The organism is Paenibacillus sonchi (assembly GCF_016772475.1).
GTDB lineage: Bacteria > Bacillota > Bacilli > Paenibacillales > Paenibacillaceae > Paenibacillus_AQ > Paenibacillus_AQ sonchi.
Map to the genome: position 1 here is coordinate 2,365,691 of NZ_CP068595.1, position 26,063 is coordinate 2,391,753.

Below are 26,063 nucleotides of genomic sequence, written 5' to 3' on the forward strand. Positions count from 1 at the left end.
CGCCATAAGGAGTTCCTGCGAAAACAGTAGGTAATGTTGTTATAGAGCGAGAGGGATACAAGGACATTACAACTGTCCTTGTATCCCTCTTTGATGAGATTATCCCTATATTTTGTGTCGCAAAGCTACCCTTCCAGCAGCAGAGCTTCAGGATCTTCCAGCAGCTCCTTGACCTTTACCAGGAAGCTTACCGCTTCGGAGCCGTCTACAATGCGGTGATCATAGGACAGCGCGATGTACATCATCGGACGGTTGACGGTTCTTTCTTCGTCCAGGGCGATAGGACGGAGCTGGATCTTGTGCATGCCGAGAATGCCGACCTGCGGGGTGTTGAGGATCGGTGTCGACATGAGCGATCCGAATACCCCGCCATTGGTGATGGTGAAGGTGCCGCCCTGCAGCTCCGGAAGGCTGAGCGTGTTGGCGCGGGCCTTGGAGGCCAGCTCGCCGATCTGCCGCTCAATTTCCGGGAAGCTCAGGCGGTCCGCGTCGCGGACAACCGGCACCACGAGGCCTTCCTTGGCAGACACGGCAATGCCGATGTCGTAGTATTTCTTGATCAGGAGATCCTCGCCGTCGATCTCAGCGTTTAGCAGCGGATAGGCTTTGAGCGCACCGATCACGGCCTTGGTGAAGAAGGACATGAAGCCGAGTCCGACATCATGCTTCTCTTTGAAGGCATCCTTGCGGCGCTTGCGGAGGTCGAGGATTGCGGTCATGTCCACCTCGTTGAAGGTGGTCAGCATCGCCGCAGTCTGCTGCGCCTCGACGAGGCGGCTCGCGATGGTCAGCCGTCTGCGCGACATGCGCTTGCGCTCGACGGCTTTGCCGTCCTCCTGCGGCGCAGAGCCCGCCGCCGCAGGCTTCGCCGGAGCCGGCCTCACTGCCGCCGGCGGAGCGCTTGGCGCAGCGGCCTCCGGCCGGGCTGCGCCGTGGTCCTTCACATCGGCCGCAGCAATCCGGCCGATAGGGTCGCGGGCGCTGACCTCGCCGAGGTCGATGCCCCGCTCCCGCGCAAGCTTGCGCGCCCCCGGCGAAGCCAGGGCCGCAGTGCCTGCCGCCGCTCCTTCCGGTGCGGCGGGAACAACCGGCGCAGCAGCGGCTGGCGCGTCGCTGCCCACAGCCGCCGCTTCCGGCTTGCCGCCGTCAGCGGCCTGCGGTGCTGCAGCGCCTGCCGTGCCGGCGCCGCTGCCGATGATGCCGATCGCTTCGCCGACGGCCACATTCTCGCCGGCCTGGCGCAGGATGGAGGAGATGACGCCGTCCTCCTCCGCACTGATCTCCAGGTTGACCTTGTCGGTCTCCAGCTCAGCCAGCACATCCCCCTGGCCGACCGTGTCGCCTTCTTTTACCAGCCACTTGTAGATGGTTCCTTCGGAAATGGATTCGCCCAAATCGGGTACTTTAATTTCGGACACAGGCCGTTACCTCCCCAAATAGAATAGTTTCATTATCGTGACACCGCCCTCTAGCGGGAAGACGGTACAGCCGCTTGTACTTGCGAATTCAATTTCAGGGCTTCTGTAACTATACGACGCTGTTCAAAAGTATGCACGTCAGCATAACCGCTGGCCGGGCTGGACCGCTCCGGACGGCCGATATACTGCACCTTGACGTTCTGCGGAGCGATGGCCCGCAGCCGGGGCTCGGCATAACTCCAGCCGCCCATGTTCTTCGGTTCTTCCTGCACCCATACGATTTCTGTAAGCGAGCCCAATGCACTCAAGTGCGCAGCCAGTTCCCGTTCAGGGAAAGGATACAGCTGCTCCAGGCGGAGGATATGCAGCCACGACCAGTCCTGGTCTTTGCCAGCCTCCAGCTCGGTCTGCAGATCCAGAGTCACCTTGCCGCTGCACACCACCAGCCGTTTGACTCCGCCGGGGTTGCCGCCGAGAAGCGGTTCTGGCAGTACAGGCTGGAATTCGCCCGAAGCCAGCTCGGCTCCGGAGGAAGTGCTGCGCGGGTTGCGGATCAGGCTCTTGGGGGCCATGATCACGAGCGGGCGGGCATCGCTCTTGCCGCACAAGGCGGCCTGGCGGCGCAGCAGGTGGAAATATTGTGCGGCGGAGCTTAGGTTCGCCACGGTCCAGTTCTCCTCTGCGGAGAGCTGCAAATACCGCTCCAGCCGCGCGCTGGAATGCTCAGGCCCCTGCCCTTCATAGCCATGCGGCAGCAGGATCGTCAGATTGCTGCGCTGCGTCCATTTGGCGCGCCCGGCAGCAATGAACTGGTCAAAGATTACCTGTGCGGCATTGGCGAAGTCGCCATACTGTGCTTCCCAGATCACGAGGGTTTCGGGTGCGAAAACATTGTAGCCGTATTCGTAGCCAAGTACCGAGGCCTCCGAGAGCGGACTGTTGTACACCCCGAAGGAAGCTTTGGCATCGCTAAGCTGGTGCAGCGGGGAGAACAATCCGCCCGTCTCGCTGTCGTGCAGCACCAGATGGCGGTGCGCAAAGGTGCCGCGCTGGGAATCCTGGCCGCTTAACCGGATCGGTGTGCCATCCTTCAGGATGGTGGCAAAGGCCAGTGTCTCGGCCAGGGCCCAGTCGATCCGTTCCCCGTCATTCAGCGCATCCTTGCGGCGCTGCAGAATCCGCTCCAGCTTCGGATAGACCTTGAAGCCGTCCGGTACTGTCAGGAGCTCGCGGTTGATTCTCTGCAGCTGTTCCAGCTGCACTGCCGTAGATTGCGGCTGGGAGGCTTCACTCTGTACCGGAACGGAGGTCTTGGTTTCACCGTTTTTGTGCTTGCCATCCTTCATCAGTTCGTAGGCTTGCTGCAGCACTTTCTCCGCTTCAAGGTTCATCTGCTTCACATCATCTGCCGTGATGATATTGTCCCGCTGCAGGCGTTCTGCATAGACCCGGTACACAGTAGGGTGGTTGCGCACTTTGCCGTATACAATCGGCTGGGTAGTCTCCGGATCGTCCATTTCATTATGGCCGTGGCGGCGGTAGCCGATCAGGTCAATGACGAAATCCTTCTTGAACTGGCTGCGGTAAGCGCTGGCCAGACGGACGGCGGCGATGCAGGCCTCCGGATCATCGGCATTCACGTGGACGATCGGAATTTCATAGCCTTTGGCCAGATCGCTGGCATAATGGGTGGAACGGGAATCTTCACTTTCAGTGGTGAATCCGATCCGGTTATTGACGATAATATGCACGGTACCGCCATTGGAATACCCTTTAAGTTTGCCGATGTTGAGCGTTTCTGCGACAATGCCTTCACCAGGAAAAGCAGCATCCCCGTGCATCAGCACAGCCATGGCCTTGTTCGTGTCGAGCTGCGGCAGTCCCGGAGAATTCCGGTCCTCTTGAGCTGCGCGGGCAAAACCTTCAACAACCGGGTTGACGAATTCCAGATGGCTCGGGTTGTTCGCCAGTGTAATGCGGGTGCGGACAGTCTCGCCTTCGCGCACGGCACGGTCTGCGCCCAGATGGTATTTCACGTCACCCGTCCAGCCGTAGTTAATGCCCATGGAGCCTTCGGAAGGGAACAGCTCCTTGTTGGGAGAATGATGAAATTCCGAGAAAATAATATCGTAGGGCTTTCCGAGAATATGAGCCAGCACATTCAGGCGTCCGCGGTGGGCCATACCCATCAGGATATGTTCCGCACCATCATGTGCGGCGGCACGGACAATCTCGTCCAGCATAGGCACCAGCGCATCATTGCCTTCCAGGCTGAAGCGTTTTTGGCCGACAAAGGTTTTATGCAGGAAGGTCTCGAACTGCTCTACCTGGATCAGGCGGTTCAGCAGCTCCTTGCGCTCGGCATTATTCAGAGGGGCCGGAGAGCTTGTGGACTCTGCCTGGCTGTTCAGCCAGCGCAGCTCCTGTTCGTCGTGCACATGCCCGAATTCGTAGGCGATAGTCTGCGTATAAGCCCGGAGCATCCGGTGAACCGCGTCCCAGGCGGTATGAACATCCGCCGGCGCATTCTCCCAGATCAGCGAGGCGGGCATAGCGATCAGGTCCTCGCGGGTGAGATCATAGGTTTCATAATCCAGCCATTTCGCCATAGGGTTATTCCCCTGCTCAAGCGGATCAATATTGGCGGCCATATGGCCATATATACGAATATTGGCGATTAGCTTGGAAGCTCTTACGGCCTTTCTCAGCCACTCGGTGCCTCCCGAAAGAGCCGGCTGCGGGGCCGGTACGGCATCCGGAGCAAGCGGAGGAGGGCCGGAAACAGTAAATAGATCACGGTAATGATGTTCTACTGAAGAGGGATCTTTAACGAATTGCTCATATTTCTCTTGAATATAGCCCAGATTGGGGCCGTGATACTTACTCCAAATGGATTCGTTATAGGGCTCTTTAACTGCCATGAATACATCCTCCTAACGGATGAACTCCACGTGGCCGCATGTGGCTTGAGCGCCCAGTGGAGCTGCGATGTTTACGGTTTCATTTCACATCTTATTGTGCTACTTTCAAGACGTGTAATCAATTCATACTTTCGGGGAATCCGTTCGCAAAACGGCATGATTCAGTCCGGAAATGATGAAGAACGGATATTGGTTGCAGAATCAGGATTTGCAGCCGGTTCAACCAGTAACAATGACCTATGTATAAACCGGAAATGTTCATCAACAGCTCCTTAAGACATATTTTTTGGACAAAGGTTAGCAAAAAAAGCTATTCTTTTGCACTACTTAGCATAAAAAATTTTCCAAATAACGACACACTTTTCGTGTAAGATCTTGTATAATGTTATTGCGGATAACGGTTTCATGGTTTCTAACCAGATCCTTTCATGTAAAGGGTCCAGTAAAGGGTAAACCTGCCGAAAGGCAGGGACACAAAGTCTCGGGTCTACTGTAGAGATGCTGCAGCTACTACGACGGCCGGACTGCCTGGGGACGCATAATTTCTAGGAGGAGATATTCTTGGATAAGTCCAACCAGGGGAATGACGGAGAACTGCTGACGGGTGATCTGGATTTAGAATGGGTGTATTTGCTGATGTCGGCCAAGAAGGCAGGGATCGAGGCGGATGAAATCCGCCGGTTTTTAAACGAAAAAACAGCATTGCAGGCGATGTAGAGGCGTTTATTATGATGGAAATACATACAGAAAAGGGCACAGCAATCATAAGCTGTGCCCTTTTCTGTATCGCTGGAGCCTGCGGACGACCGCCATTATTGATCCTTCTGCTCCAGCCGCCATTTTTGGTAATCGAGAAACTCTTTGAATTCCCTCTTGCTTATACCTGAGGCCATGGCTTCCTGAACAAGCCGGAACCATTCGCCGTCCAGGGAGGATTCATCAGCATCCGAAGGTTCGCCATAGAGCAGACTGTGGATGGAAACCTGGAGCGCGTCAGCGATTTTTTCGATAAATTGGATTGAGGGGTTGGATTGGATATTTCTTTCTACATTGCTTAAGTATGATTTCGCAACATCAGCCTTGTCCGCCAGTTCGGATAAGGACCAGCCTTTTTCCAGACGGAGATGGTGGATGCGACTTCCCATATTATCCGGCACGATTACAACGCCCCTCCGTACTTTTTGTTAAAATATAAGGATTTTACGGTTAACGCCAATAATCATCCTCATATTTCTCGCCGAAACGGGTGCCGCCCGTAAGACGCAGAGCCGTTTCCACTTGTCAGTATAACAAATTTCCTTACAACGGACAAAAATCATTGGTACAAGGGAAAACAGCCTAATCTGCTTCCGGATCCGGAATCAGGATAGGCTGCTTCAGAAAATGCAGTCCGCTATGAATTAGTAATCCTTTTTGGGGCCTTGTTTGGCTTCGAAATTCCAGGTCAGCTTCAGCTTATCCTTTTGGAAATAGTTTTGTGCTTCGCCAGTATCCACGAATTCGAACTTGACCGTAAAGCTGTCGCTGCTCTGTGCTTTGATGCCGTCAGCTTCAGTGAGAATTTGATCCCATCCGGTATTGTTGACCAGATCCGGGGTTTGACCCTTCAGGGCGTCCAGTGTAGTTTCATACACCACAACTTCCGGTGAGAGAATCGTTCCTTTATCGTTGTTCTTCAGAAATTTAACCTTGATGAATTTGCTGAGATCGACACCGTTGTTGTCGCCGAGGGTATCTGTAACCTCAGTGGTGGTTTTCAGCAGAATCGAGCCGATATCTAAGGTTCCGTCATTTTTAAGCTTAAAAGTTTTGGTTACGGTGTCGCCCGGTTTCAGGTTTTGGATATCCACGATTACGGAAGGATCGGAGTTCAGATCCAGTGTGCCTGCTGCGAAGGTAGCCGTACTTGTTGCAGTATCACTAAAGTATGCGAAGGTCCCTCCGCCAATCAAGGACAAACCGAGTGCTGCCGATGCGATGCCAAGACCCAATGTTTTTTTGATACCCATATTCGAATTCCTCCTCTGATTTGTGTAGCTGTTGATAAATGAATTATTGTATCTTCCGTTTCGTAGGCGGAAGCGGACAATCTGTTCAGGACTGTATGTCAGTTCCCGGCGGCGTTTGGGGGAGCGCGGTGTTTTTTTCTCAAGGGCGGTCAGCGCCTTCCAAGAGCTGTAGAGTGCATAGAGCAGGAGCAGCAGTCCGGGCACAATCATCAGGACCACACTGCCGGCTTTGGAGGCGGCAAAATTCATGGCATATCCTATATAAGGAACGGTGACACCGGTATACTCGGCTACAACATTCCCCGAACTGACAGGCGTCATATCGACAGCATCATTGTTATCGCCTTTTGTACGATAGACCACTTCTCCCGCAGCATTTTTTGCAGAAGCATCGACAATGCGGTGAGTGATCAGAATGTTGTCCTCGCTCATGAAGGTAATGACATCGCCCTTTTTGAAGCGGGTCATATCTCCTCCAGGCTTTAAGGCGACTATGGAGCCGGTCTGAATGCCAGGTTCCATTGAACCGGACAGCACCGTTTTGATTTCGTAGCCGAAAAGGGCAGGCTCACCCCCGAGGCTCTGGATACTACTACGGCTGCTGCCAGCACCACGAAAATCAAAACCATCACTGCGGATAATGTATGGCTGAGTATTTTTTTGATAAGCATGTCAGTTTCCACCTTTAATGAGTTATGGTTCCGAAGGCAATGCGGTCGTGTCCGGACCCGGAACCGGAGTCTCTGCTGCCTGTGGTTCTTGGTCAGGTGTATTGATCACGTCTCCATCCGGAGTTGTGATTGGGTTATCGGCGGCTGGTGCCGGAGTGGTGCTGGCTGCAGGTTCTCCAGAAGCTCCGGCATGTATTGCCTCAGGCTCAGGAATGGCTTCCGGTGAGGCTTCCGGTGTGGCTATAGGAGTTGGTTTAGGTGCAGCTTCCGGTGTGCTCGCAGGTGTGGCCCCAGGTGAGGCTTGCGGTGTGGCTTTTGGTTCGGCCTGGGCTTTCTCTTCCATTTCCTTTTGCTGCTTCTCATGGCCGAGTTTTGCTTCTTCATCCTTTTTGGCCTTTTCCAAGGCTTCCTGACGGGCTTTCTCAAGCTCTTCCAGCCGCTTGCTCCGGGTCTGGCTGAGAAGCTGCTGCTGGAGCTGAAGCCCTGATATATCTGCGGTTACTGCCTCCCTGGCACTGTTCAGCTCGGTCTCCAACTGCCCGTAGGATGAAATCAGCTCATTGGACAAATCTCCCGGAGGCTGGATAAATGGAGTCAGGATCGGTAAGGACTGCAGGGGTTCTTCCGCATTAAAATGAAGTTGGTTGTAAACAGCTTCGTTAACCGTTGACGGGGATGGAGCCGCGTTGATCTGAATAGCCCTCAGGTAGCTGACAGTTCCGGTTATGGAAGCACTGAAGGATTCGGAGAGCACGCCGCCTTGGCTTACACTGCTCTGCAGCTCGTTAAAGAATTGCTCATCCTTGATTTCCAGACAATTTGGATCCAGATCGATCATATATCCTCCAATCTGCACCAGGACTGCAGCCGCCGCACTGATCTCTGCATGAATTCCATTCCAAATCTCGTTGTTAGCCGCCGTTTGCTCATTGATGGCGTTCAGATCTGACTGAAGCTCCGCCATCTGTCTTGAAATCTCCTGTTCTGCTATCTCAAGCTCCTCCAAAGACATGGACTCCACTCCGGAAATGCCCGGAACGCCTGCTTGTGGAGTGTAACTTTTCAAAGATGCCTTTAGAGCTGCAGCCGCATTGAGATGATCTTTCAGCTCATTGAGCAGCTGCTTGACGGATTCGGGGAATACCTTGCAAAAGCCAATGGTACCCGCTGTCTCTGCGGTACTGCTAAACCCTCCGTAAGTACTGCCTATCTGGCCGGAGGTGTACAGGAGCAGAACGGATACGGCCACTCCGGATTGCAGGATGCGAAGACCTTTTTTATGGTTTTTTCGTTTACGCCGTTTGGCGGATCTGGGGTACAGAGGCGGGGCCCCCTCTCATAGCTTCCTAAGAATCATATTCGTTATATTCGTTCTTAATTAAGAACGATTTCGTAAGGAAATCATACACTGCCGACCAGAGAAAAGAAAAATGCTAATTTCGTCTAAATGTTCGCAATAAAGATCATATATTATTGGTTATCTGCGGATATCTGGTAATATCGCTGTTTTTTAAAAAAATGTTCTTGATTAAGAATGAGGGAGAAGAGAGGAGGTCTGTCTGATGAGGAACATCTGGAGGGCGCAGGGGGAGGAATGGAATCAGGGAGAGGCAGGGGGCCGGAGGCCGACAGGGCCAAATGAGAGGTAAAAGTACCTTTGATTTGGCCAGAAATGGGCGGCAGGGCCGAAAGAGAGACATAAGTCGCTTTAAGTAGCCGGACCATTGATGGAGCCGCGCAAATGCTTGACATCGCGGATGGGCGGGAGTCCAAACATGCGGGCGTATTCCCGGCTGAACTGGGAGGGGCTCTCGTAACCGACGCGGTAGCCCGCATCAGCGGCGTCCAAAAACTCTGCAAGCAGCAAGCGGCGGGCGACTTGCAGCCGTATAGCCTTTTGATACTGGAGCGGGGTCATGGCGGTGACCTTTTTGAAATGCTTGTGCAGGGCTGAAGGGCTCAGGTGGACTTCCTTTGCCAGATCTTCAATCAGAAGCGGCTTGGCATAGTCGCGGTTGATCAGCTGGATTGCCTCGGAGATGCGGTAGGCATGGCTGCCGGTAAAGGCAAACTGTGTGATGGACGCTCCCTGCTCGCCTTGCAGCACTCTATAAAGAACCTCGCGGGTGATCAGCGGTGCGAGGATCGGAATATCTTCGGGGGTATCCGCAAGTTTGACCAGCCGGAGGACGGCATCCAGCAGCGAAGGAGTGGACTTGCTCACGATAATCCCACGGCCTGTTTTTCCATCCCATTGCGGCGGGTTCCCCTTGACGATATCCAGAATGATATCCGGGGTGAAATTCAACTGAAGGCTGAGATAAGGCGCTTGCGGCGATGCCTCTGTGATTTTACCGATAATGGGCAGATGAACAGGAGTGACCAGATAGCTGGCCGGATCATAGGTATAGCTTTCATTGCCTACGGTGGCTGTTTTGGAACCTTGCACGATAATGCATAGGGAGGGGGCGTTAATGGAATGCCTTGGCTCCAGCACATAAGAGGAGCGTCTGAAAAAAGTGAAGGCACAGCCGAAGGATGTACCCCATCTGAAGGGGTGTGACGTTGAATCCGTAACGCCAGTTCATGCTGATACGCTGAAATCGATGGGTTGATGATGGATAGGCTCATGGTTCTGTGCTCCTCCTTTCCGTACAGTCCTATGAGCATAGTGTAACCACCAGGGGCAGGATTAGGCAAGGATTGAACATGAATGATCTACCTCCGGCCCATGGAAAATCCCCATAATGAAGAAGTAAGCTGCAGCACTGACTGTGGTTAATAAGCAAGCGAAAGAGGGATTCGGATATGAATGTGGAAGGCACAGCAGGATACGCAGCGGGTTCACCGGGAACCAAGGATGGGCAGAACGGACAAATCTCAGAGAGGGGCGAAAAGAATCTAATGTCAGGAATCGAAGGCAAGGTTATAGCGATTACGGGGGCAAGCAGTGGGATAGGCGAAGCAGCAGCGCTCCTTCTCGCAGAGCGGGGAGCGAAGGTTGTGCTGGGAGCGCGTGGAGCCGGACGGCTGGAGGCGCTGGCAGCCCGCATCGCGGATTCAGGCGGTGAAGCTGCATATACAGTTACAGATGTGAGGTTCCGTGACGACGTGCAGGGTCTAGTTAATCTGGCCTGTGAGCGGTACGGCAAGCTCGATGTTCTAATTAACAATGCCGGCGTGATGCCGATTTCTCCCCTTGATGAGCTGCGCGTTCAGGATTGGGAGGATATGATCGATATCAATGTAAAAGGGGTACTGTACGGAATTGCGGCTGCGCTGCCGGTGTTCCGCAAGCAGGGCTTCGGGCATTTCGTCAACACGGCTTCTACCGCAGCATTTCGCGTTGTGCCGAACATGGCCGTGTATGCCGGTACGAAGTTTGCTGTGCGCGCCATCTCTGAGGGCCTGCGCCAGGAGGCTGGCGACAAGCTGCGCGTGACCATTATTTCGCCGGGCATGACCCGGACGAACTTTGCGGAATCCATGACAAATCCGGAAATCAAGGCCAGGCTGGAGGAATCCCGGGATGAGATCGCGATGCCGGCGGACGCCATTGCCCGGGCGGTCGCGTATGCCATCGAGCAGCCGGAGGATGTTGATGTAAGCGAGGTTATTATCCGTCCCACGGCCCAGGGATGAACGGCCGCTAACCGGGACAATAGGGCAAGTATAAGAAAAAGACCAAACCTATAATGCTTAGCCGAACAGATTGAAGTGGAATAAGTCCACTTAAAATGGATGAAAAAGCTTCCCCACGAGGGAATAGTGGGAAAAAGTATAGTTAATTTAAGCAAATTCGGCGGTAAAGGCGCCGATTTTCCAAATTAGTTATCCTTTTTCCACCTAGCACTTGCGGGAAGGCTGGATGATGGGAAATTAGGTTTACTTTTTCCACTTGGGCCTGGGGAACTGGGGGCCTTGGAGGACTGGGCAAGCTAAGCGAACTAGGCGGACTAAACGAACTTAGCGAACTAAGCGACTAGGCGAACTGTGTGGTCTGGGCGAAAGACCAGTCCATCCGATAAAAGGGTGGCCAGGCCGTCTGAATCTATAATCCAAGACGGCTGCGCTGCCCAGTGAGGAACGGTGCAGCCGCTGGGTTGTACAACATCCTTAGATCCCTCCCCCATCATGGAGAGGAATCCGCCACTAACACAGAAAACCCAGCCCTCATTGAGAGAGCCGGGCCATCGTCAAGAGACATGCTTGACATTAAGGCAGCTTCTCGCCGCGCGAGCTGACGTATAGGTCGTACCATTCCCTGCGTGACAACAGAATTGCAGCTCAAAGAGTATTGTACATTTTTAGAATCCAGTATGGTACTTCTTGTCACTGGAGGAGCGGTGTTTGGTGCTCTCCTTGTCTTTTTCCTCCTGTTTCTCCAGGTTCAAATCCTCCATCGGAATGGGATCAACATTGCGCTCGCTTTCATCCAGATCGAACAGACTGGGGTTCTCTGTAGGGTACTGCTCGGGATGATCCCGCTTGTCTCCTTGGAGCTTGTTGTCTTTGTCCATGCGTCTTCGCCTCGCTTTCTGAAAAGGTCTGGAAACCTGGGCTGTGCGGTCACTGGCAAGCCGGCCGGTTTCCGGTAGTTTGCTCTTTAATAAACGGATTCTCTCCCCTGTAAACAGGAAAAAGGCCCTCAGGGGGCCCCATTCCATACATACGTGTATTTTTCTTATGGTAAAGTGATGCCATCCGGGTCAAAAACGGCAATGCCGCTAGGCTAGAGATCAAGCGGTTTGCCGATATCATTCAGCTTTCGTGCTGACACGTCCTCGTAGAGACGCTTCAGCCAGTTCAACTCGGTCAGGCTATGCTCGTATCTGCCGTACATCGCATGCAGTACCGAGCGTGGAACAATGGCAATATGCTCCTCATAGACCTGATAGGCATAGTTCACCTGGTGTTCGGTTTCGCGAATCCGCTCTTCCAGGAGCTTTTCCACCTTGCTCTGATCGATATGCCGTGAGAACGCAAGTGTGGTGTAGAACGGATGGAAGATCAGATCGTTTTTTGACCTGCTGCAGCACGAGCTGCTCGAACACGGTCTTGCCTTTATCCGTAATGCGGTAGATGGTCTTGTCCGGCCGGTCGCTGCTGTGGATGACCTCAACGGCTTCAATGTGACCTTCCCCGGCCAGCTTGTCCACGGCATAGTATAAGGACCCCATTTGCAGCTTCATCATCTGGTCCATGGCGCGTTCCTTCATCACCAGCTTAATCTCATAAGGATGCATGTTCCGTTCCAGCAGCAGGCCGAGAATTACCATTTTCATGGACATGGCTTGTTACCTCTGCCCACCGGCCGGCTGCTGTTTTTTGCTGTGAACCGTAAGACGGTCGCCCGGCATCAGGAGGACAAACACAAATCCCAGCACAGCGGGAACCAGCGCCCACAGAAAGGTATGGGCAATCGAGCCGGACAATGCATTGGTGATTTTCTCCAGCACAGGAGCCGGAATCTGGGCTCTGGCTTCAGGAGTCAGAGCCGCGCGCGGATCACCGAACGATGAGGTGTCGGCACCTGCGCCGAAGGCGTCGCTCAATCCATTTGTGAAGCTGTTGCGCTGAATAATGCCAAAGATCGTAATGCCGAGCGTCATGCCCAGCGACCGCATGAAGGTGCTGGTTGAAGTGGCGGAGCCGCGCTGGCGCATGTCGAAATGATGGATCGAGGACATGCTGAGCACGGAGAAGGAGAAGCCTACGCCAAAGCCTGTCAGGGCCATGAACATATTCAGCATCAGCCGGGAGGTATCCGGGGCCAGCGTGCTCAAAGAGAATACCCCGGCCACGAAGCAGACAGCAGACAGCAGCATGATATTGCGGAAGCTGGTCTTGGTGGTCAGCAGTCCCCCGGTCTGGCTGCCGATGACCGACCCGATCATCATGGGCATGAGAACAAGACCCGAGTTGGTAGCGGAGCCGCCGTAAACCCCCTGCACGTAAATCGGGATATAAACGGTGGCAACGATAAAGGCAGAGCCATAGAACAGCGCCAGAATACTGCTGGTGGCGAACAGCCGGTTGCGGAACATGGCGAAGGAAATGACCGCCTCAGGCGCGACCCGTTCAATGAACAGAAAAACAATCAGCAGCACGGCAAAGCCGCCGAACAAGCCCATAATTTGCGCTGAATCCCAGGCATATTGATTGCCGCCCAGCTCCAGGGCAAACATAAGGCAGATCACTGCCCCCACCAGCGTGAAGGCGCCGCCCCAGTCAATACGCTGCTTGGAGTGGGTGACGGATTCCTTGTAGGACAGGGTGACCAGAATAAACGCGATAACGCCAATGGGCAGGTTGATATAGAACACCCACTGCCAGCCAACATAGTCGGTAATGTAAGCGCCGAGAAGAGGACCTACCACGCTGGAAATGCCAAAGACCGCGCCGAAGAGTCCGGTCAGCTTACCTCTTTTTTCCGGGGATAGATATCGAACATAATGGTGAAGGCAATCGGCATTAGCGCGCCTCCGCCAATCCCTTGAATCGCCCGGTAGATACTGAGCTGGGTGATGCTGGTTGTCGTTCCGCACAGGGCGGAGCCGGCCAGGAATACAATCAGGCCAAAGATAAAAAACCGCTTCCGGCCATACATATCGGACAGTTTGCCGAAGATCGGCGTTCCGGCCATAACCATGACCATATAGGCCGAGGTCACCCAGACGATTTTATCGAGTCCGCCCAGATCGGAAACGATGGTGCCCATAGCTGAAGCTACAATGGTATTGTCCATAGCGGACATAAGGATACCCAGCAGCAAGCCGACAACTACAAGCTTAAGGTTGCTTTCTTTACTATGCATGTTTGCAGACTCCTTCTGAAAAAGTTTCGTGAGCCTCATTATAGTCAAATTTGAATAGGGTGGCAAGCATTGTTTTTCTAATATTTAAAAGATTCTCTAGCGAATTTAACAAGAGAATTGATGAATATTCAAGTGGGGGAGATTTACCGGATATGGCACGTAACCATTCCTGAAGGATATTAATATTCGATACGAGGTGTTTTTTATGCTTGAGGATTTCACTGAACAGATACGGCAGGTATTTAGATCACCACTTCTCGCAGAACATCGACAAGCAGAGTGTCACATTACCGATAAGCCTTACGGCAGCCAATGGAGTGGATAAAGCGGGGAGTCCCGTTGGAAGAAATAATCAATATTTATAGAGCTAGACCCTCCTAAGTGTAATGGGTTCTAGTTGCACTCGTGCTTCTTGGATACAGATAGGAGGGATTTGATAATTGAAAACTAATTAGTCGACTTTAAAATCTCTTGTAACTTCGATTATTTGGGGATCGGTTTCAATTTTATATTCCTTGCTGCCTTTGTCTATATTTACCGTGAATTCAGCAATCGCCGATATCTCATAAATGCCAGGTTCCTTAAATTTATAGCTGTACGTCTCTGAGATAGTAGCTTCTCCTGAGAATGTCCGATTCTTTCCAACATCCGAAATAGCATATGTGTTGATTTGCTTTCCATTGCTATCCTTGATCAAATAAACAAACATTTTGTCCCTGCTCGTAATGGTCAGTTTTTGTTCTGCGTTCACTTTAAAATCAGCTTTAATTTTAAATTCCTTGTTGGTTTGGACTTTTTGCGGAACAGAAATATAGGCAGAAAAAGGCGCTTTCTCAATATTGGTCATTGTAGAATCTGCTCCTGTGCTTTCCGCAGTGGATTGGTCTGAATACAAGGGCTGACAGCCAAGCGTAATCATAAGGACTACGAGAACTAAATGTTTTTTCAATTATAAACACCTCCATAATAATCAGACGACGTAAATTGGAATTTGTTTCAAGAGAGTATAAATTCCATCATTTAGTTTTGAAAAAAATAATTTTGGTATATTTTTGAAAAAAAAGCGTTAGAAAAAGGTGGGTTGCAACGTTATATAAATAGCAGTTCGTTTCAAAAACAAGAGGTGAATTCACGAAAGGAGGATAAAGATTAAGTTTCTCTTCATTTTCTTTAATAAATTTTGGTATGGTAAAAATTCTCAATGAGAGAAGGGTGAAGACAAAGTGAAAGCCGGAGTTTTAATAAGTTCCTTTGTAATAACAGCGTCCTTAATTTTCAGTTCGAGTATTAGCGCTGCCGGAAATTTGGAAAATAACTATCAAAGAAAAATTATTAAAGGCAGCATTTCAGAAATTGCGGAAATTACTCAAAAAAACAATGTAAATGAAACGCCGTACCCTTTGCAGGTAAATTCATCCCTTGATAAACTGAGCGACACGGTTCTTCTGGATAGTTATGCTGAAAAACTAAGGATCAAACGAGATATTCCCTCCATTAAAAAGCTAATTCAAAATTCCCCTACTCAATTCTCGGGGTATTACTATGACGCGGATAAGGGAACGGTAGTCGTTCAAATTACTGAGGAATCCGAATCTTTGAAAAAACTGGTTCGAGAATCGGTGAAAAGTCAGGATAAAGTTGAATTTGAAGTTGTGGAATTTTCTTGGGCTGATATTGAGAATGCAAAAGAAACTATTGAAAAAAATGTTGAACCAGGGACGATTCGTGCACTCATTCCCGATGTGGAAAATAACAAGCTAATTATTGCGTTTGATGAAGATGCAATTGTAGACGAAGAAAAAGTTTCATCGCTTATTAACCAATCGGCTATGTTAGAGTTTACTACTTTGCCTGATTCAGCTCTTACTGTAGAAACGGATGATACTCACTATGGATCTCAATTCCCAATGGGATCTAAAATTGGTGGGAATTATCATGAAGTAGCTGAAAATTCATATGAATATAGTATTTGTACCGCAGGATATTTTGGCATAAATCAAAGTAATCAAGAAGTGTTAGTTACATCTGGTCATTGCCAACCCTCAGGAACAGTCAGTGCTTGGTATCAGCCTACATGGAATACCGCTACTATTGGCGATTATACTTTTAGAACTACATCTGCTGGAGACGGTTCGAATGCATCTTCCGATGCTGGATATATAACTTTAAATTCAAATTACACTGGACGGTCAAGGGTACCTTATCCTTCGTCTACAGATATGGCAATGATTACTGGCGTCTACACAAGTGACACACCTGGCGACACTATATATTTAAGGGGCGCAAATAGCGGGACAACTACATCGGGTACAATCTCATACGCGAATGTTGATATTTATTGGGGAGATCACGGTTATGGATATAAACATAATGAAGTTCTAGCTACTGGATATTCTTCCATGGGAGGTGATAGTGGGGGACCCATCCTAACTGACTTTGCTTATGATAATTCTTTGCAAGGTTGGACTTTTGATTTGGCAGGAACTCATACTGGGGTGGTAACTCTTTCGAGTACAGGAAGCCCCATTCCCGCAGGAACCTACAAAGTTTATGAGCCAATTTGGACGACATATAACGATTTAAATCTCACGGGAATCACAATTATTGCCGCCCCTTAAAAGTTACTATTATATCTAAATATAAGCGCTGCTACAACCTAAAAATAGGGTGGGCAGCGCTTCGTTTTTTATTGGATTTATTTATCATGATCGTTCCACTTTCCTGAAAAATGTTTGAGTAACTTTTTACGCGCTCTAGCCAGTCGCTGGGTGACAACTTGTTCTGAAAGATTTAGTTCATCACAAATTTCCTTATAGCTTTTTTCCTCAATATAATACATGTACAGTAATGCACGGTAATTGGGTTTTAGCTCTTCGATGCTTTGATAGAGTAATTGATTGCGTTGTGTAATCTCGACTACCTGGGAAACTGCAACCTCATTACTGGTTAGTTCCATATAACTATCACTAATACAGTGTAGATATTTTTTATTGTTTCTAAGCCAATCTAGTGCTGTATTTCTTGCGATCTGCTTCACCCATGCAGACAGATGGGAATCATATTTTGCTTTATGTCCTTGTACAGCTATTTTTATAAAGGCGTCTTGAACAATGTCTTCTGTCGCAGTATGGTCGCGGGTTAGATAAAATGCATCTTTGTACACTGTTTGATAAAACTCGTGGTACACCTTCTTCTGTAATTCAATATCCAAATCGTCTATGTTCTGCTGAAGCAAGAATAACCATTCGTCCATTAAGGGGAACTCCATTCAATGGGGGATTTATTATAAAAAAGTATAACATATTATCCCAATTAATGGATTTTATTTCCGAGAGATTTCTTGCCTTGTGAGTACTAATATACAGCCGTTTAAGTGTTTGTAAGAATGCACTCAATGGGGGGCTGTGATAGAATAAGTTTCATTTGCGGTTTACTAAACTGAGCTCCAAAAAAGGAGCTGAATCATAAATGTGCATGTGGAGGTAAATACAAGCACTGTATCGCTTAGATTGCCGCTTCGCTTCCGCACACCTCTCTTTTTTCAATATATCGGATAAAAAGCTCGGTTAGCTCAGGGTCAAACTGGCTTCCGGCACAGGCGCGAAGCTCAACAACAGCTTCTTTGAACGATTTGGTCGGCTGATAGGGCCGTTCGGTGGTCATTGCGTCGAAGGAGTCGATGATGGTCAGCATGCGGCATAGCCGGGGGATTTCATCGCCTTTGAAGCCGTAGGGATAACCTTTGCCGTCATAGCGCTCGTGGTGCAGCTCGATATCGGGGGCCAAATCCTTGAATTTTTCGTTGGTCAGCGCCATTTCCTTGCCCCAGGTGACATGCCATTTGACCATTTCCCATTCCTCCAGCGACAGCTTGTCCTTTTTATTCAGAATTCCCCAGGGGATCTCCAGCTTGCCGATGTCATGAATGAGTGCGCCAAGTGTAAACTGCCTTTTAGAGAGGGTGTCCAGATTCAGTAGCTCGCTGATGTCCATCGCATAGCGGAAGACGCGTTTGGAGTGCTTGAAGGTCTCCAGGTCCTTGTACATAAACAGGTTCAGCTGCTGCTCAATATCGCGCACATCCTGGCTGAAATCGATATCCTGCTCCAGCAGAGACTGGCTGCCATAGGTATGAACGAGGTTTTTGCCTTGTTTTTTGGCATAATAGAGCGCCTGGTCGGCATGGTCTACAAGCTCTGATTTGAAATGGACATCCGGCTGGTACGCGGCGATGCCGGCAGAGAAGGCCAGACAGCCCTGGGGGAAAATTTCACTCCCTTCAAAACGGGAATGGTTAAGGGTTCTGCGCAGGGACTCCATGAAGTTTCTGGCCGCTGCAGCATCATAGCCCGGCATCAGCAGTGTGAATTCTTCCCCGCCATAGCGGGACACAATAATATTCGTGTTCTCCGTCTCCCTTTTCAGCAGCTCCGCCAAAAAAACGATCAGCCCGTCCCCCTTGAGATGGCCGAAGTGATCATTGTACTTTTTGAAATCATCGATATCGATCATCGCCAGGGAGAGGGCGGTGCCGCTGATCTTTGAGCTGCTCATCTCCTCTTCCAGCGCCTGCTCAAAATAACTATGGGTGAACAGGCCCGTTCGCGGGTCGCGGTTGATGCGTTCCTCAATATCACGGTACATGCTGAACAGCCGCTTGAAGGAATAGGAAATGAGAATGCTGAGGCACAGGAACAGGCCCAGGCCAACCATGTGATTATGGTACAGCAGAATCGTCAAGACCAGCGACAGCACCAGCGTACAGGCATAGGCGAGGATGGTGTCAGTAAGCATCCCTTTGAGGGTATTGTACAGATTTTTGTGGAAAACAACGTAATACATAGAAGCCGATCAGCAGGGTATTGAGGATAAAATATACAGCCATAGCGCTTACATAAGCTTCCAGGCGGCTGCTGAGCAGCGGTCCCTGCACCCCGCCCAGGGCGGTAAAGATAAATGAAGCCGAAGCAATCATGATGCAATAAATGGCAAAGTTATTGATGTGCTTCCCCACCTTACTGCCCCATTCCAGGAACAGCAGCACCAGGGAGCTAAGCAGCAGTACCATAAGGGTGAAGGAGAGCCCAAAAATAAAAATGCAGGCTAAATAAACGGAGGAGTCGAGTGACAGCCCGTTTCCTTGCGGGGGAAGCTGAAAGGTGAAGACGGTCAGGATCACAGCCGCTCCCGCCATGGCGGTAATCCAGCCCCAGGCAGAAGATGAGAAATGCAGAAAAGAATCTTCACTGTAAATAACAAACAAGCCTAGCCCGATCAAGCATATGATAAAGGAGTACAAGTGTCCTCTGTTGTGCAAGAAGCCGCTGTTTATCCGTCTGAACAACGCTGCCCCTCCTTTGCGTCGTAATGGAGTATGCCTGCTTATCCGAAATTACTGGAATTTCATTAGGCGGGTTCAAAGGAGCCTTTAAGGTATACATTCGCTTTCTGAAAAGAAACTCCTGCTAAATCATGACAAATGTAGTGGATGTTCGGGAAAGTGCGGAAAAGAGAACGAAAGTATTGACATACCCATGGGGGGTATATTATATTGATGTTGAGGAGGCTGATTCCTGTGTCTACCAATGAGAAAGAGCACGCGGGGCATTCCTGCGGAGACGATTGTCATACCTCTGCTCCCGGCGTACGCAAAAGTCACCATTCAGCGGAATTCAAGAGCGGGCTTACCACCCGGCTCAACCGGATTGAAGGCCAGATCCGCGGCGTTAAGGGGATGATCGAGCGCGATACCTACTGCGATGATGTGCTCAACCAGCTGGCGGCGGTCCAGGCTGCCCTGAACAGTGTCGGCAAGCTGCTGCTGGAAGGGCACATGAAGAGCTGTATTATTGAGCGGATCGAGGCCGGGGAGCATGAGGTAATCGACGAGCTGCTGGTCACGGTCAACAAGCTGATGAAATAAGGCAAGGAAGCTAAGCTGACAACCTTAAGGGGCTGCTTCCGAAGGAAGTGTTCCATTAAACTAAGCAGATGCTTCCGAAGCGATGCTCCATAAAACTTTTAGGAGGGTTAATCAATGTCTAATGTAACGTTGAATGTAGAAGGAATGTCCTGCGGTCATTGTGTCAGTGCGGTAGAGAAGGCGGTAAGCGGTGTGGGTGCCGCAGCGAAGGTGGATCTGCAGGCCAAGACGGTAGCTGTAGATTATGATGAGAACAAAGTGAGCCTCAGCACGATCAAAGCGGCCATTGAAGATCAGGGCTACGACGTAGTCTGATTGGAACTGCGCATATAAGGGCTTGGAGCGGGGAATCCTTGTGATTTCAGAGGCGCCAATGCCCTTTCTTTTACAAAACATTATACCCCAAGGGGGTATGGAGGTGGAGGATATGGAAAAGACAGCGGAAACCCCACTGCAGCAGACTACACTGCAGATTACAGGGATGACCTGTTCTGCTTGCGCAGCACGGATTGAAAAAGGGCTCTCCCGCATGGAGGGCGTGTCGAAGGCCAATGTAAATCTGGCGCTGGAGCAGGCGACCGTCGGGTATGACCCTGCTGTTGCAGGCGTGCCGCAGATCGAGGAGAAGATCCGTTCGCTGGGCTATGATACCCGCAAGGAATCGGCGGATTTTGATATTTCGGGCATGACCTGTGCGGCTTGTTCCGCACGGATTGAGAAGGTGCTGGGGCGCACACCCGGCATTGCGGCAGTGAATGTAAATCTGGCGCTGGAAACGGCGCATGTGGAGTACGCGCCAGGGAGCATTGGCGTGTCCGAGATTATGGAGAAGGTCAGCAGTATCGGCTATAAGGCAACGCTGAAGCAGGACCGCAAGGAGCAAGCCGATCAGCGCGGGCAGGAGATCCGGCACAAGCGGAACAAATGGATAATTTCAGCGATCCTCTCGTTTCCGCTGCTCTGGGCGATGGCGGGCCATTTCTCCTTTACGGACTGGATCTGGACGCCGGAGCTGCTGATGAACCCGTGGTTCCAGCTGGCACTGGCTACACCGGTGCAGTTCATTATCGGCTGGCAATTCTATATCAGCGCCTATAAAGCAGTGAGGAACGGCAGTGCCAACATGGACGTCCTGGTGGTGCTCGGCACCTCAGCAGCCTATTTCTACAGTCTGTATCTGACCATTGACTCTTTGAGCATGAACGGAATGAGCCATACGGTAGACATGTATTATGAGACCAGCGCCATTCTGATTACGCTGATTCTGGTCGGCAAATGGTTCGAAGCCCTGGCGAAAGGCCGTTCCTCCGATGCCATCCGCAGCCTGATGGGCTTGCAGGCCAAGACCGCGCTGGTCGTTCGTGACGGTGCCGAGCTTAGCATCCCGGTAGAGGAAGTCATTCCGGGCGACATCGTGCTGGTGAAGCCGGGAACGAAGGTCCCCGTCGATGGGGAGGTTGTCGAAGGGCTGTCCTCCGTGGATGAATCCATGCTGACCGGAGAGAGCATTCCGGTGGAGAAAAAACCGGGGGACTCTGTAATCGGGGCGACATTGAACAAAAACGGCATGCTGCGGATTAAAGCGCGCAAGGTAGGCCGGGAAACCGCGCTTGCGCAGATCATTAGAGTCGTTGAGGAAGCGCAGGGCTCCAAAGCGCCGATTCAGCGGATCGCCGATGTGATTTCCGGCATTTTTGTGCCGATTGTTGTTGGGATTGCCGCTGTGACCTTTGTGATCTGGTTCATCTGGGGCGCTCCCGGCCAGTTTGCCGAGGCGCTGGAGAAGGCTATTGCCGTGCTGGTCATTGCCTGCCCATGCGCACTTGGTCTGGCTACGCCGACCTCGATTATGGCCGGATCGGGGCGTGCGGCGGAGTTCGGGATTTTGTTCAAGGGCGGAGAGCATCTGGAAGCGGCGCAGGGGATTCAAGTGGTCGTGCTGGATAAAACAGGTACCGTTACGAGCGGCAAGCCGGTGCTGACGGACATTCTGACGACCACCGGCATTGCAGCGCATGGCAAAGAGACCGCAGAGAACCGCCTGCTGGCCCTTACGGCGGCTGCAGAGAAGCTCTCGGAGCATCCGCTGGCTGATGCGATTGTTGCCGGTGCCGCCGCCAGAGGTCTTGAGCTGCCGGAAGCCGGGGAGTTCCGGGCCGTGCCGGGCCGCGGGATCACCGCAGTTGTCGGCGGGCAGACCGTAAGTGTAGGCACCCGCAGGATGATGGAGGAAGGCGGTGCGGAGCCTGGACCATGGGCGCCCCTCATGACGAAGCTGGAGCAGGAAGGCAAAACTGCGATGCTTGTGTCTGTGGAGGGCGTGATCGCCGGGGTAGTAGCGGTTGCCGACACCATCAAGGAAACCTCGCGGGCAGCGGTAGCCAAGCTGCATGACATGGGCATTGAAGTGGTGATGATCACCGGAGACAACCGGATCACAGCCCAGGCCATTGCGGAGCAGGCCGGTATCCGGACAGTACTAGCCGAGGTGCTGCCGGAGGGCAAGGCTGCGGAAATCCGCAGATTGCAGAGCGGCGGAGTCAAGGTAGCCATGGTCGGCGACGGCATCAACGATGCGCCTGCCCTGGCGATAGCAGATACCGGGATGGCCATCGGCACCGGTACCGACGTCGCGATGGAAGCGGCGGACATCACGCTGATGCGCGGTGACCTCATGAGCATCCCTGATGCGGTCATGATGAGCCGCAGAACGATGCGGAATATCAAGCAGAATCTGTTCTGGGCGCTTGCCTACAATACGATTGGCATCCCGATCGCCGCTCTGGGTTTCCTGGCCCCATGGCTGGCCGGGGCAGCCATGGCCTTCAGCTCTGTCTCTGTAGTCCTGAACGCGCTGCGGCTGCAGCGGGTGAAGCTGTAATTGGAATATGCACGCCAAGTCTCCTGTTTTACGGAGCTTGGCTTTTTTTAAAATATAAGCATTTATATGCTTCACGCTATAAATTATCCTTCTATTTCCCGCTGAAACGGGTACCTGAAAGCGATACTCTGTATCGCTGCTTCGGAAGCATAAGCACTTAATTAGGACGGTGTAGCCGTTTCTACTTGTTGTATAGGAAATTATACAATGTCAAAAAATGCGGAGATCTTGGAAGCGTCAGAGGATATAAGCGATGCAGGAGGGTTGGGTTCCATCCGCGGACTGAAGCGGACAAAAGCGGACAGTGGAGACAGAGGAGCCCTTATTTTGCCAAAAACCTTGTTTTTTCAGCGGATATGGACTCAGGAGCCGTTATATCGTTCGATGGAGCCTGGAATAAAAGGGAAAGGGACAAATAGAGGCATCTCCGTCCGTTGTCCTGCGGAATAGACAAATCTTCTTTCGATAACGGCTTTCCTGTCCGCAACGGCTGCGGATCAATCGTGAAGAGAGCTCAGCGTGTCCGCAGAAGGACCCACACCATAATCATACGGCCCACAATGCATGTCTTAACGGACTTCTGGGCGGGCGTTGTGCATGTGGTATAACAATATGAGCTCTAAGCAAGCCAAAAGACGCTAAGCCTGCCTATAGTACAACGATCCGTCTTCAGGAGCATGGCCCGTTGATTTTGGAGCGGTGGGGAATCTTTGCGGCCGTAAGCCCCGTGTTGTTATTTACCTGCCAGGGTGATTTTGTTCTGAAAATATTACGCCAGAATTTTGTATACTGTTCGCTAAGCAAATTCACTCAAAAGGGTGGAAATCAGCCGGATTCGATCGCCTTTTTCCAACTAACGCTGGCTAAGAAGCAGGTGAACAGTAAAGGGAGCTTATTTCTCTCGGAAATCAACAATTGTGAGATTTAAGTGGAAAAAGGGAGCTTAATTGGGCCATATTTCCTGATAAAGGGCGAGATGTGCTAAATTAGTTGCCCTTTTTCCACTTAAACTGCGGAGAACAGGGTGTTCGGGCAAATTAGTTACCCTTTTTCCACTTAGCCTGCGGAGAACAGGGTGTTTGAGCAAATTAGTTATCCTTTTTCCACTTGGAATTGCTGAAGGATACATAAAGGGTTCCCTAAAGTGTTCCTCTAAAGGGTTAACTCTCGAAAATCTGCACGGAATACAACAAAGTGCCTCTTAAGCAGGCCGAATGGGTGGACATCTTGTACGATCTACAACAATCTGTGTCCTAAGTACGCTAAACGGACAAAAATCTTGTGAATTGTACAACAAATGTGGGCGCGGCTTCACCAAATGGACGAAAATCCTGCATGTTATACAACAATGCGGATTTCGTAACCTTAAGGACCCTTATTTACCCGCTAGGGTGATTTTGTTCAAATAAAATTTATATGCTTCGGCTCTAAATTACTTCTATTTCTCGCTGAAGCGGGTGCCATCCTTGTAAGGACAGCGCAGCCGTTTTGTTCTGAATGTTCCATGCATTCCAGGGAATATGAGCGTTAGGCCCGGTCCATGTCCCGATTTCAGGAGCGTAAGTGTTATATCTGGTGAAGGGGTGGAAGGAGGCAATCCGTGAATTCTATAGAGAGCATTGAAACGAAAATCGCAAGGATACAAGCGGGCGAGGTCTACATATTTGCGGATATTATCGATACTTATCAGAACCGGATTTATAAGTATTGCCTGCGGTTGTTAAGCAACCGGGAAGAAGCCGAGGATGCGGTGCAGGATATCATGCTTAAGGTGTTCGAAAAGGTCAGGTATTATCAGCCCAAGGGAAGCTTCACCTCTTGGCTGTACAAAATTGCCTATAACCATTGTCTGAATCTGCTGCGCAGGCGCAAGCTGCAGCAGCAGGTCAGCCGCCTGTTTGGCCGGGAGGTTGCGGCAGAGAGCGCCGAACGGGCAGCAGAGGACACCATGTTCAGTGAACCGCTCGCCTCGGCACTTGAAATGCTAACGGTGGAAGAGCGGAATTTGCTGATTCTGCGTATTTTTGAGGATAAATCCTTTGAGGAGATCGGTGAGATTCTGGGGAAGAACATGGAAGCGGTCAAGAAACGGTACGGGCGGATCAGGCACAAGCTGAAAGCATTCATGGAGTTATCAGAAAAGGAGGAAGGGGAATGCACAAAAGCCAGCACACTGCAGAAGAACAAAATCTGAGAAGCTACGATGCATCAGGTGATGTCGAGGCTATTGATGTCCGGCAACGGGTGATGAACCTCATCACAGAGAAATATGGAAACGGCGCGGCTGATGCAGTTCCTCCGGACGCCCGGGAATTCCCCGGGATGATGCAGCACGTGAATGAATCCCCGGCCAGCGCCGCCCGCAAAAGGCCGGTATCCTACGGCAGAATACTGGCAGCATCCGCTTCACTGCTGGCTGTACTTGTCTTGGGAGCCACATATTACTGGTATGCTGATATTCACAATCAGACGGCAGATATTCCTTACACCGTGAAGGATTATGAAGAGATTGAAGACCCGGTTACCCAATTTCGCATTCAGCTGAAGGAGACGCCGGTGCAGCCGGGGGTGGTGCAGCCGGAAGAGGATGTGAAAACCCGGAAATATCAGGAGGCCGAAAAGTGGGTGGAACAGCAGCTGTTACCGGGAGAAACGGGGATTTTTCTGGTCGGCAAGGATTTATCCGATAATCCTTCAACCGGAAATGCCGTAAATCCGCTCCATTATGACAGTTACTCTGACTTCAGAGCCAACCAGACGGAATTGGGGGCTCCGTTACTTCCCGAACCCACATATGTACCCAAAGGTTATGCATTCAGCGGTGGAGAGATTTTTCCTGAAACGGATATTGCCCTGCTGCTGGCCAATCCGTCCAAAACTACTTCCGGAGACAAGTCTGGAAGCAGAGCCGAGGCGTATCTCCAGCTAAAAGAGGAAATGTCAGTAATGAAGGCTAAAGACTTGGGAGAGGGCTATAAGCTGGTATGGAAGAGATTCCATGCGGCCGGGTCGAGCTCGGTCAAGGTGTCATACACCAACACAGAAGGCCAGAGCATCAATATCCAGGCCAAGGCTCTTCTTCGGCTGGGTACGGTCCAATTCAACACAAATGATTTGGAGAAATGCGAGAATGTTGTGGTAGCAGGGAAAGAAATGATTTATATGAAGCCGTTGGCGGAGGGCGGTCATAAATATACACAACGATTGGTCTGGTTAGATTCGGTACAGGGTCAGGGTGCTTATTATTCCCTGTCCGACAGCAGGGACAGCCCTCTGTCCCAGCAGGAATTGATCAATGTGGCAGCCAGCATGCTGCAAAGCAAAAAATAATGACGCATGATGTCCCGATAACAAGAGATAAATTGTTGTATATGTATGTAACTCATTATCCTATTTTAGAACGGGCCTTACGCCCGGGAGGAG

19 protein-coding genes, 4 pseudogenes and 1 riboswitch are annotated in these 26,063 nt (G+C 51.1%); of the genes and pseudogenes, 8 read left to right on the forward strand and 15 right to left on the reverse strand.

The window, feature by feature from the left end:
* Positions 1 to 125: 125 nt before the first annotated feature.
* On the reverse strand, positions 126 to 1,418 hold the full coding sequence (odhB, locus tag JI735_RS10930) for a 2-oxoglutarate dehydrogenase complex dihydrolipoyllysine-residue succinyltransferase (protein WP_202677378.1): 1,293 nt from the start codon (positions 1,416 to 1,418) through the stop codon (positions 126 to 128).
* Between the two features lie 50 nt (positions 1,419 to 1,468).
* Entirely contained in the window at positions 1,469 to 4,339 is a 2,871-nt protein-coding gene (locus JI735_RS10935) for a 2-oxoglutarate dehydrogenase E1 component (protein WP_202677379.1), read from the reverse strand.
* A 438-nt stretch (positions 4,340 to 4,777) separates the two neighbouring features.
* A riboswitch (cyclic di-GMP riboswitch) is annotated at positions 4,778 to 4,871 on the forward strand.
* A gap of 29 nt (positions 4,872 to 4,900) precedes the next feature.
* Between JI735_RS10935 and JI735_RS10940 the strand changes: the two genes are divergently transcribed.
* A complete protein-coding gene (locus JI735_RS10940; protein ID WP_020427233.1) occupies positions 4,901 to 5,056 on the forward strand; it encodes an anti-repressor SinI family protein in 156 nt (51 codons plus the stop codon).
* A gap of 95 nt (positions 5,057 to 5,151) precedes the next feature.
* On the opposite strand, the gene JI735_RS10945 is transcribed toward JI735_RS10940, so the two are convergent.
* From JI735_RS10945 to JI735_RS10965, 6 genes and pseudogenes are all read right to left on the reverse strand, one after another.
* Positions 5,152 to 5,484, reverse strand: a complete 333-nt coding sequence (locus JI735_RS10945) for a helix-turn-helix domain-containing protein (protein ID WP_036706095.1) — start codon at positions 5,482 to 5,484, stop codon at positions 5,152 to 5,154.
* 255 nt (positions 5,485 to 5,739) lie between these two features.
* On the reverse strand, positions 5,740 to 6,348 hold the full coding sequence (locus JI735_RS10950) for a TasA family protein (protein ID WP_039833364.1): 609 nt from the start codon (positions 6,346 to 6,348) through the stop codon (positions 5,740 to 5,742).
* 180 nt (positions 6,349 to 6,528) lie between these two features.
* Positions 6,529 to 6,885, reverse strand: a pseudogene (locus JI735_RS37275) (signal peptidase I); the annotation flags it as partial.
* Positions 6,840 to 7,019, reverse strand: coding sequence for a hypothetical protein (locus JI735_RS37280; protein ID WP_325175599.1), 180 nt, complete (start codon positions 7,017 to 7,019; stop codon positions 6,840 to 6,842). The gene JI735_RS37280 and the pseudogene JI735_RS37275, both read right to left, overlap by 46 nt.
* Before the next feature lie 22 nt (positions 7,020 to 7,041).
* Positions 7,042 to 8,268 carry a hypothetical protein gene (locus JI735_RS10960; RefSeq protein ID WP_039833362.1) on the reverse strand — a complete coding sequence of 409 codons (1,227 nt, stop codon included), beginning with the start codon at positions 8,266 to 8,268 and terminating at the stop codon, positions 7,042 to 7,044.
* Positions 8,269 to 8,727: 459 nt separating this feature from the next.
* Positions 8,728 to 9,650, reverse strand: a pseudogene (locus tag JI735_RS10965) (AraC family transcriptional regulator).
* A 273-nt stretch (positions 9,651 to 9,923) separates the two neighbouring features.
* Between JI735_RS10965 and JI735_RS10970 the strand changes: the two are divergent.
* The gene (locus tag JI735_RS10970) at positions 9,924 to 10,661 is read left to right on the forward strand and encodes an SDR family oxidoreductase (protein ID WP_039832371.1); all 738 of its coding nucleotides are present in this window, start codon (positions 9,924 to 9,926) and stop codon (positions 10,659 to 10,661) included.
* 665 nt (positions 10,662 to 11,326) lie between these two features.
* Here the strand turns inward: JI735_RS10970 and JI735_RS10975 are convergent.
* From JI735_RS10975 to JI735_RS10990, 5 genes and pseudogenes are all read right to left on the reverse strand, one after another.
* Positions 11,327 to 11,539 carry a hypothetical protein gene (locus tag JI735_RS10975; protein WP_039832372.1) on the reverse strand — a complete coding sequence of 71 codons (213 nt, stop codon included), beginning with the start codon at positions 11,537 to 11,539 and terminating at the stop codon, positions 11,327 to 11,329.
* A gap of 212 nt (positions 11,540 to 11,751) precedes the next feature.
* Positions 11,752 to 11,928 (reverse strand): hypothetical protein, encoded by a 177-nt coding sequence (locus JI735_RS35565; protein WP_233476343.1) that lies wholly within the window; start codon positions 11,926 to 11,928, stop codon positions 11,752 to 11,754.
* The gene (locus JI735_RS10980; RefSeq protein ID WP_233476344.1) at positions 11,903 to 12,310 is read right to left on the reverse strand and encodes a PadR family transcriptional regulator; all 408 of its coding nucleotides are present in this window, start codon (positions 12,308 to 12,310) and stop codon (positions 11,903 to 11,905) included. The genes JI735_RS35565 and JI735_RS10980 overlap by 26 nt, the downstream gene beginning before the upstream one ends.
* Before the next feature lie 6 nt (positions 12,311 to 12,316).
* A pseudogene (locus JI735_RS10985) lies at positions 12,317 to 13,836 on the reverse strand (MDR family MFS transporter).
* A gap of 451 nt (positions 13,837 to 14,287) precedes the next feature.
* Positions 14,288 to 14,785, reverse strand: coding sequence for a hypothetical protein (locus JI735_RS10990; protein WP_157771222.1), 498 nt, complete (start codon positions 14,783 to 14,785; stop codon positions 14,288 to 14,290).
* Positions 14,786 to 15,059: 274 nt separating this feature from the next.
* On the opposite strand from JI735_RS10990, the gene JI735_RS10995 reads away from it, so the two are divergent.
* The gene (locus tag JI735_RS10995) at positions 15,060 to 16,454 is read left to right on the forward strand and encodes a chymotrypsin family serine protease (protein WP_039832369.1); all 1,395 of its coding nucleotides are present in this window, start codon (positions 15,060 to 15,062) and stop codon (positions 16,452 to 16,454) included.
* Between the two features lie 77 nt (positions 16,455 to 16,531).
* Here JI735_RS10995 and JI735_RS11000 read toward each other — a convergent pair whose 3' ends face one another.
* Positions 16,532 to 17,089 carry an RNA polymerase sigma factor gene (locus tag JI735_RS11000; protein ID WP_039832370.1) on the reverse strand — a complete coding sequence of 186 codons (558 nt, stop codon included), beginning with the start codon at positions 17,087 to 17,089 and terminating at the stop codon, positions 16,532 to 16,534.
* A gap of 251 nt (positions 17,090 to 17,340) precedes the next feature.
* A pseudogene (locus JI735_RS11005) lies at positions 17,341 to 18,904 on the reverse strand (bifunctional diguanylate cyclase/phosphohydrolase).
* Between the two features lie 486 nt (positions 18,905 to 19,390).
* Here JI735_RS11005 and JI735_RS11010 point away from each other — a divergent pair.
* The 5 genes from JI735_RS11010 to JI735_RS11030 all read left to right on the forward strand — a co-directional run bounded on the left by JI735_RS11010 (position 19,391) and on the right by JI735_RS11030 (position 25,970).
* Entirely contained in the window at positions 19,391 to 19,759 is a 369-nt protein-coding gene (locus JI735_RS11010) for a metal-sensitive transcriptional regulator (RefSeq protein ID WP_039786745.1), read from the forward strand.
* A 114-nt stretch (positions 19,760 to 19,873) separates the two neighbouring features.
* Positions 19,874 to 20,074: a copper ion binding protein gene (locus JI735_RS11015; protein ID WP_020427222.1), complete on the forward strand. Its 201-nt coding sequence runs from the start codon at positions 19,874 to 19,876 to the stop codon at positions 20,072 to 20,074.
* Positions 20,075 to 20,186: 112 nt separating this feature from the next.
* Positions 20,187 to 22,640: a heavy metal translocating P-type ATPase gene (locus tag JI735_RS11020; protein WP_202677380.1), complete on the forward strand. Its 2,454-nt coding sequence runs from the start codon at positions 20,187 to 20,189 to the stop codon at positions 22,638 to 22,640.
* 1,600 nt (positions 22,641 to 24,240) lie between these two features.
* A complete protein-coding gene (locus tag JI735_RS11025; RefSeq protein WP_411830092.1) occupies positions 24,241 to 24,834 on the forward strand; it encodes an RNA polymerase sigma factor in 594 nt (197 codons plus the stop codon).
* The gene (locus JI735_RS11030) at positions 24,795 to 25,970 is read left to right on the forward strand and encodes a hypothetical protein (protein ID WP_039833585.1); all 1,176 of its coding nucleotides are present in this window, start codon (positions 24,795 to 24,797) and stop codon (positions 25,968 to 25,970) included. The genes JI735_RS11025 and JI735_RS11030 overlap by 40 nt, the downstream gene beginning before the upstream one ends.
* Positions 25,971 to 26,063: the final 93 nt, after the last annotated feature.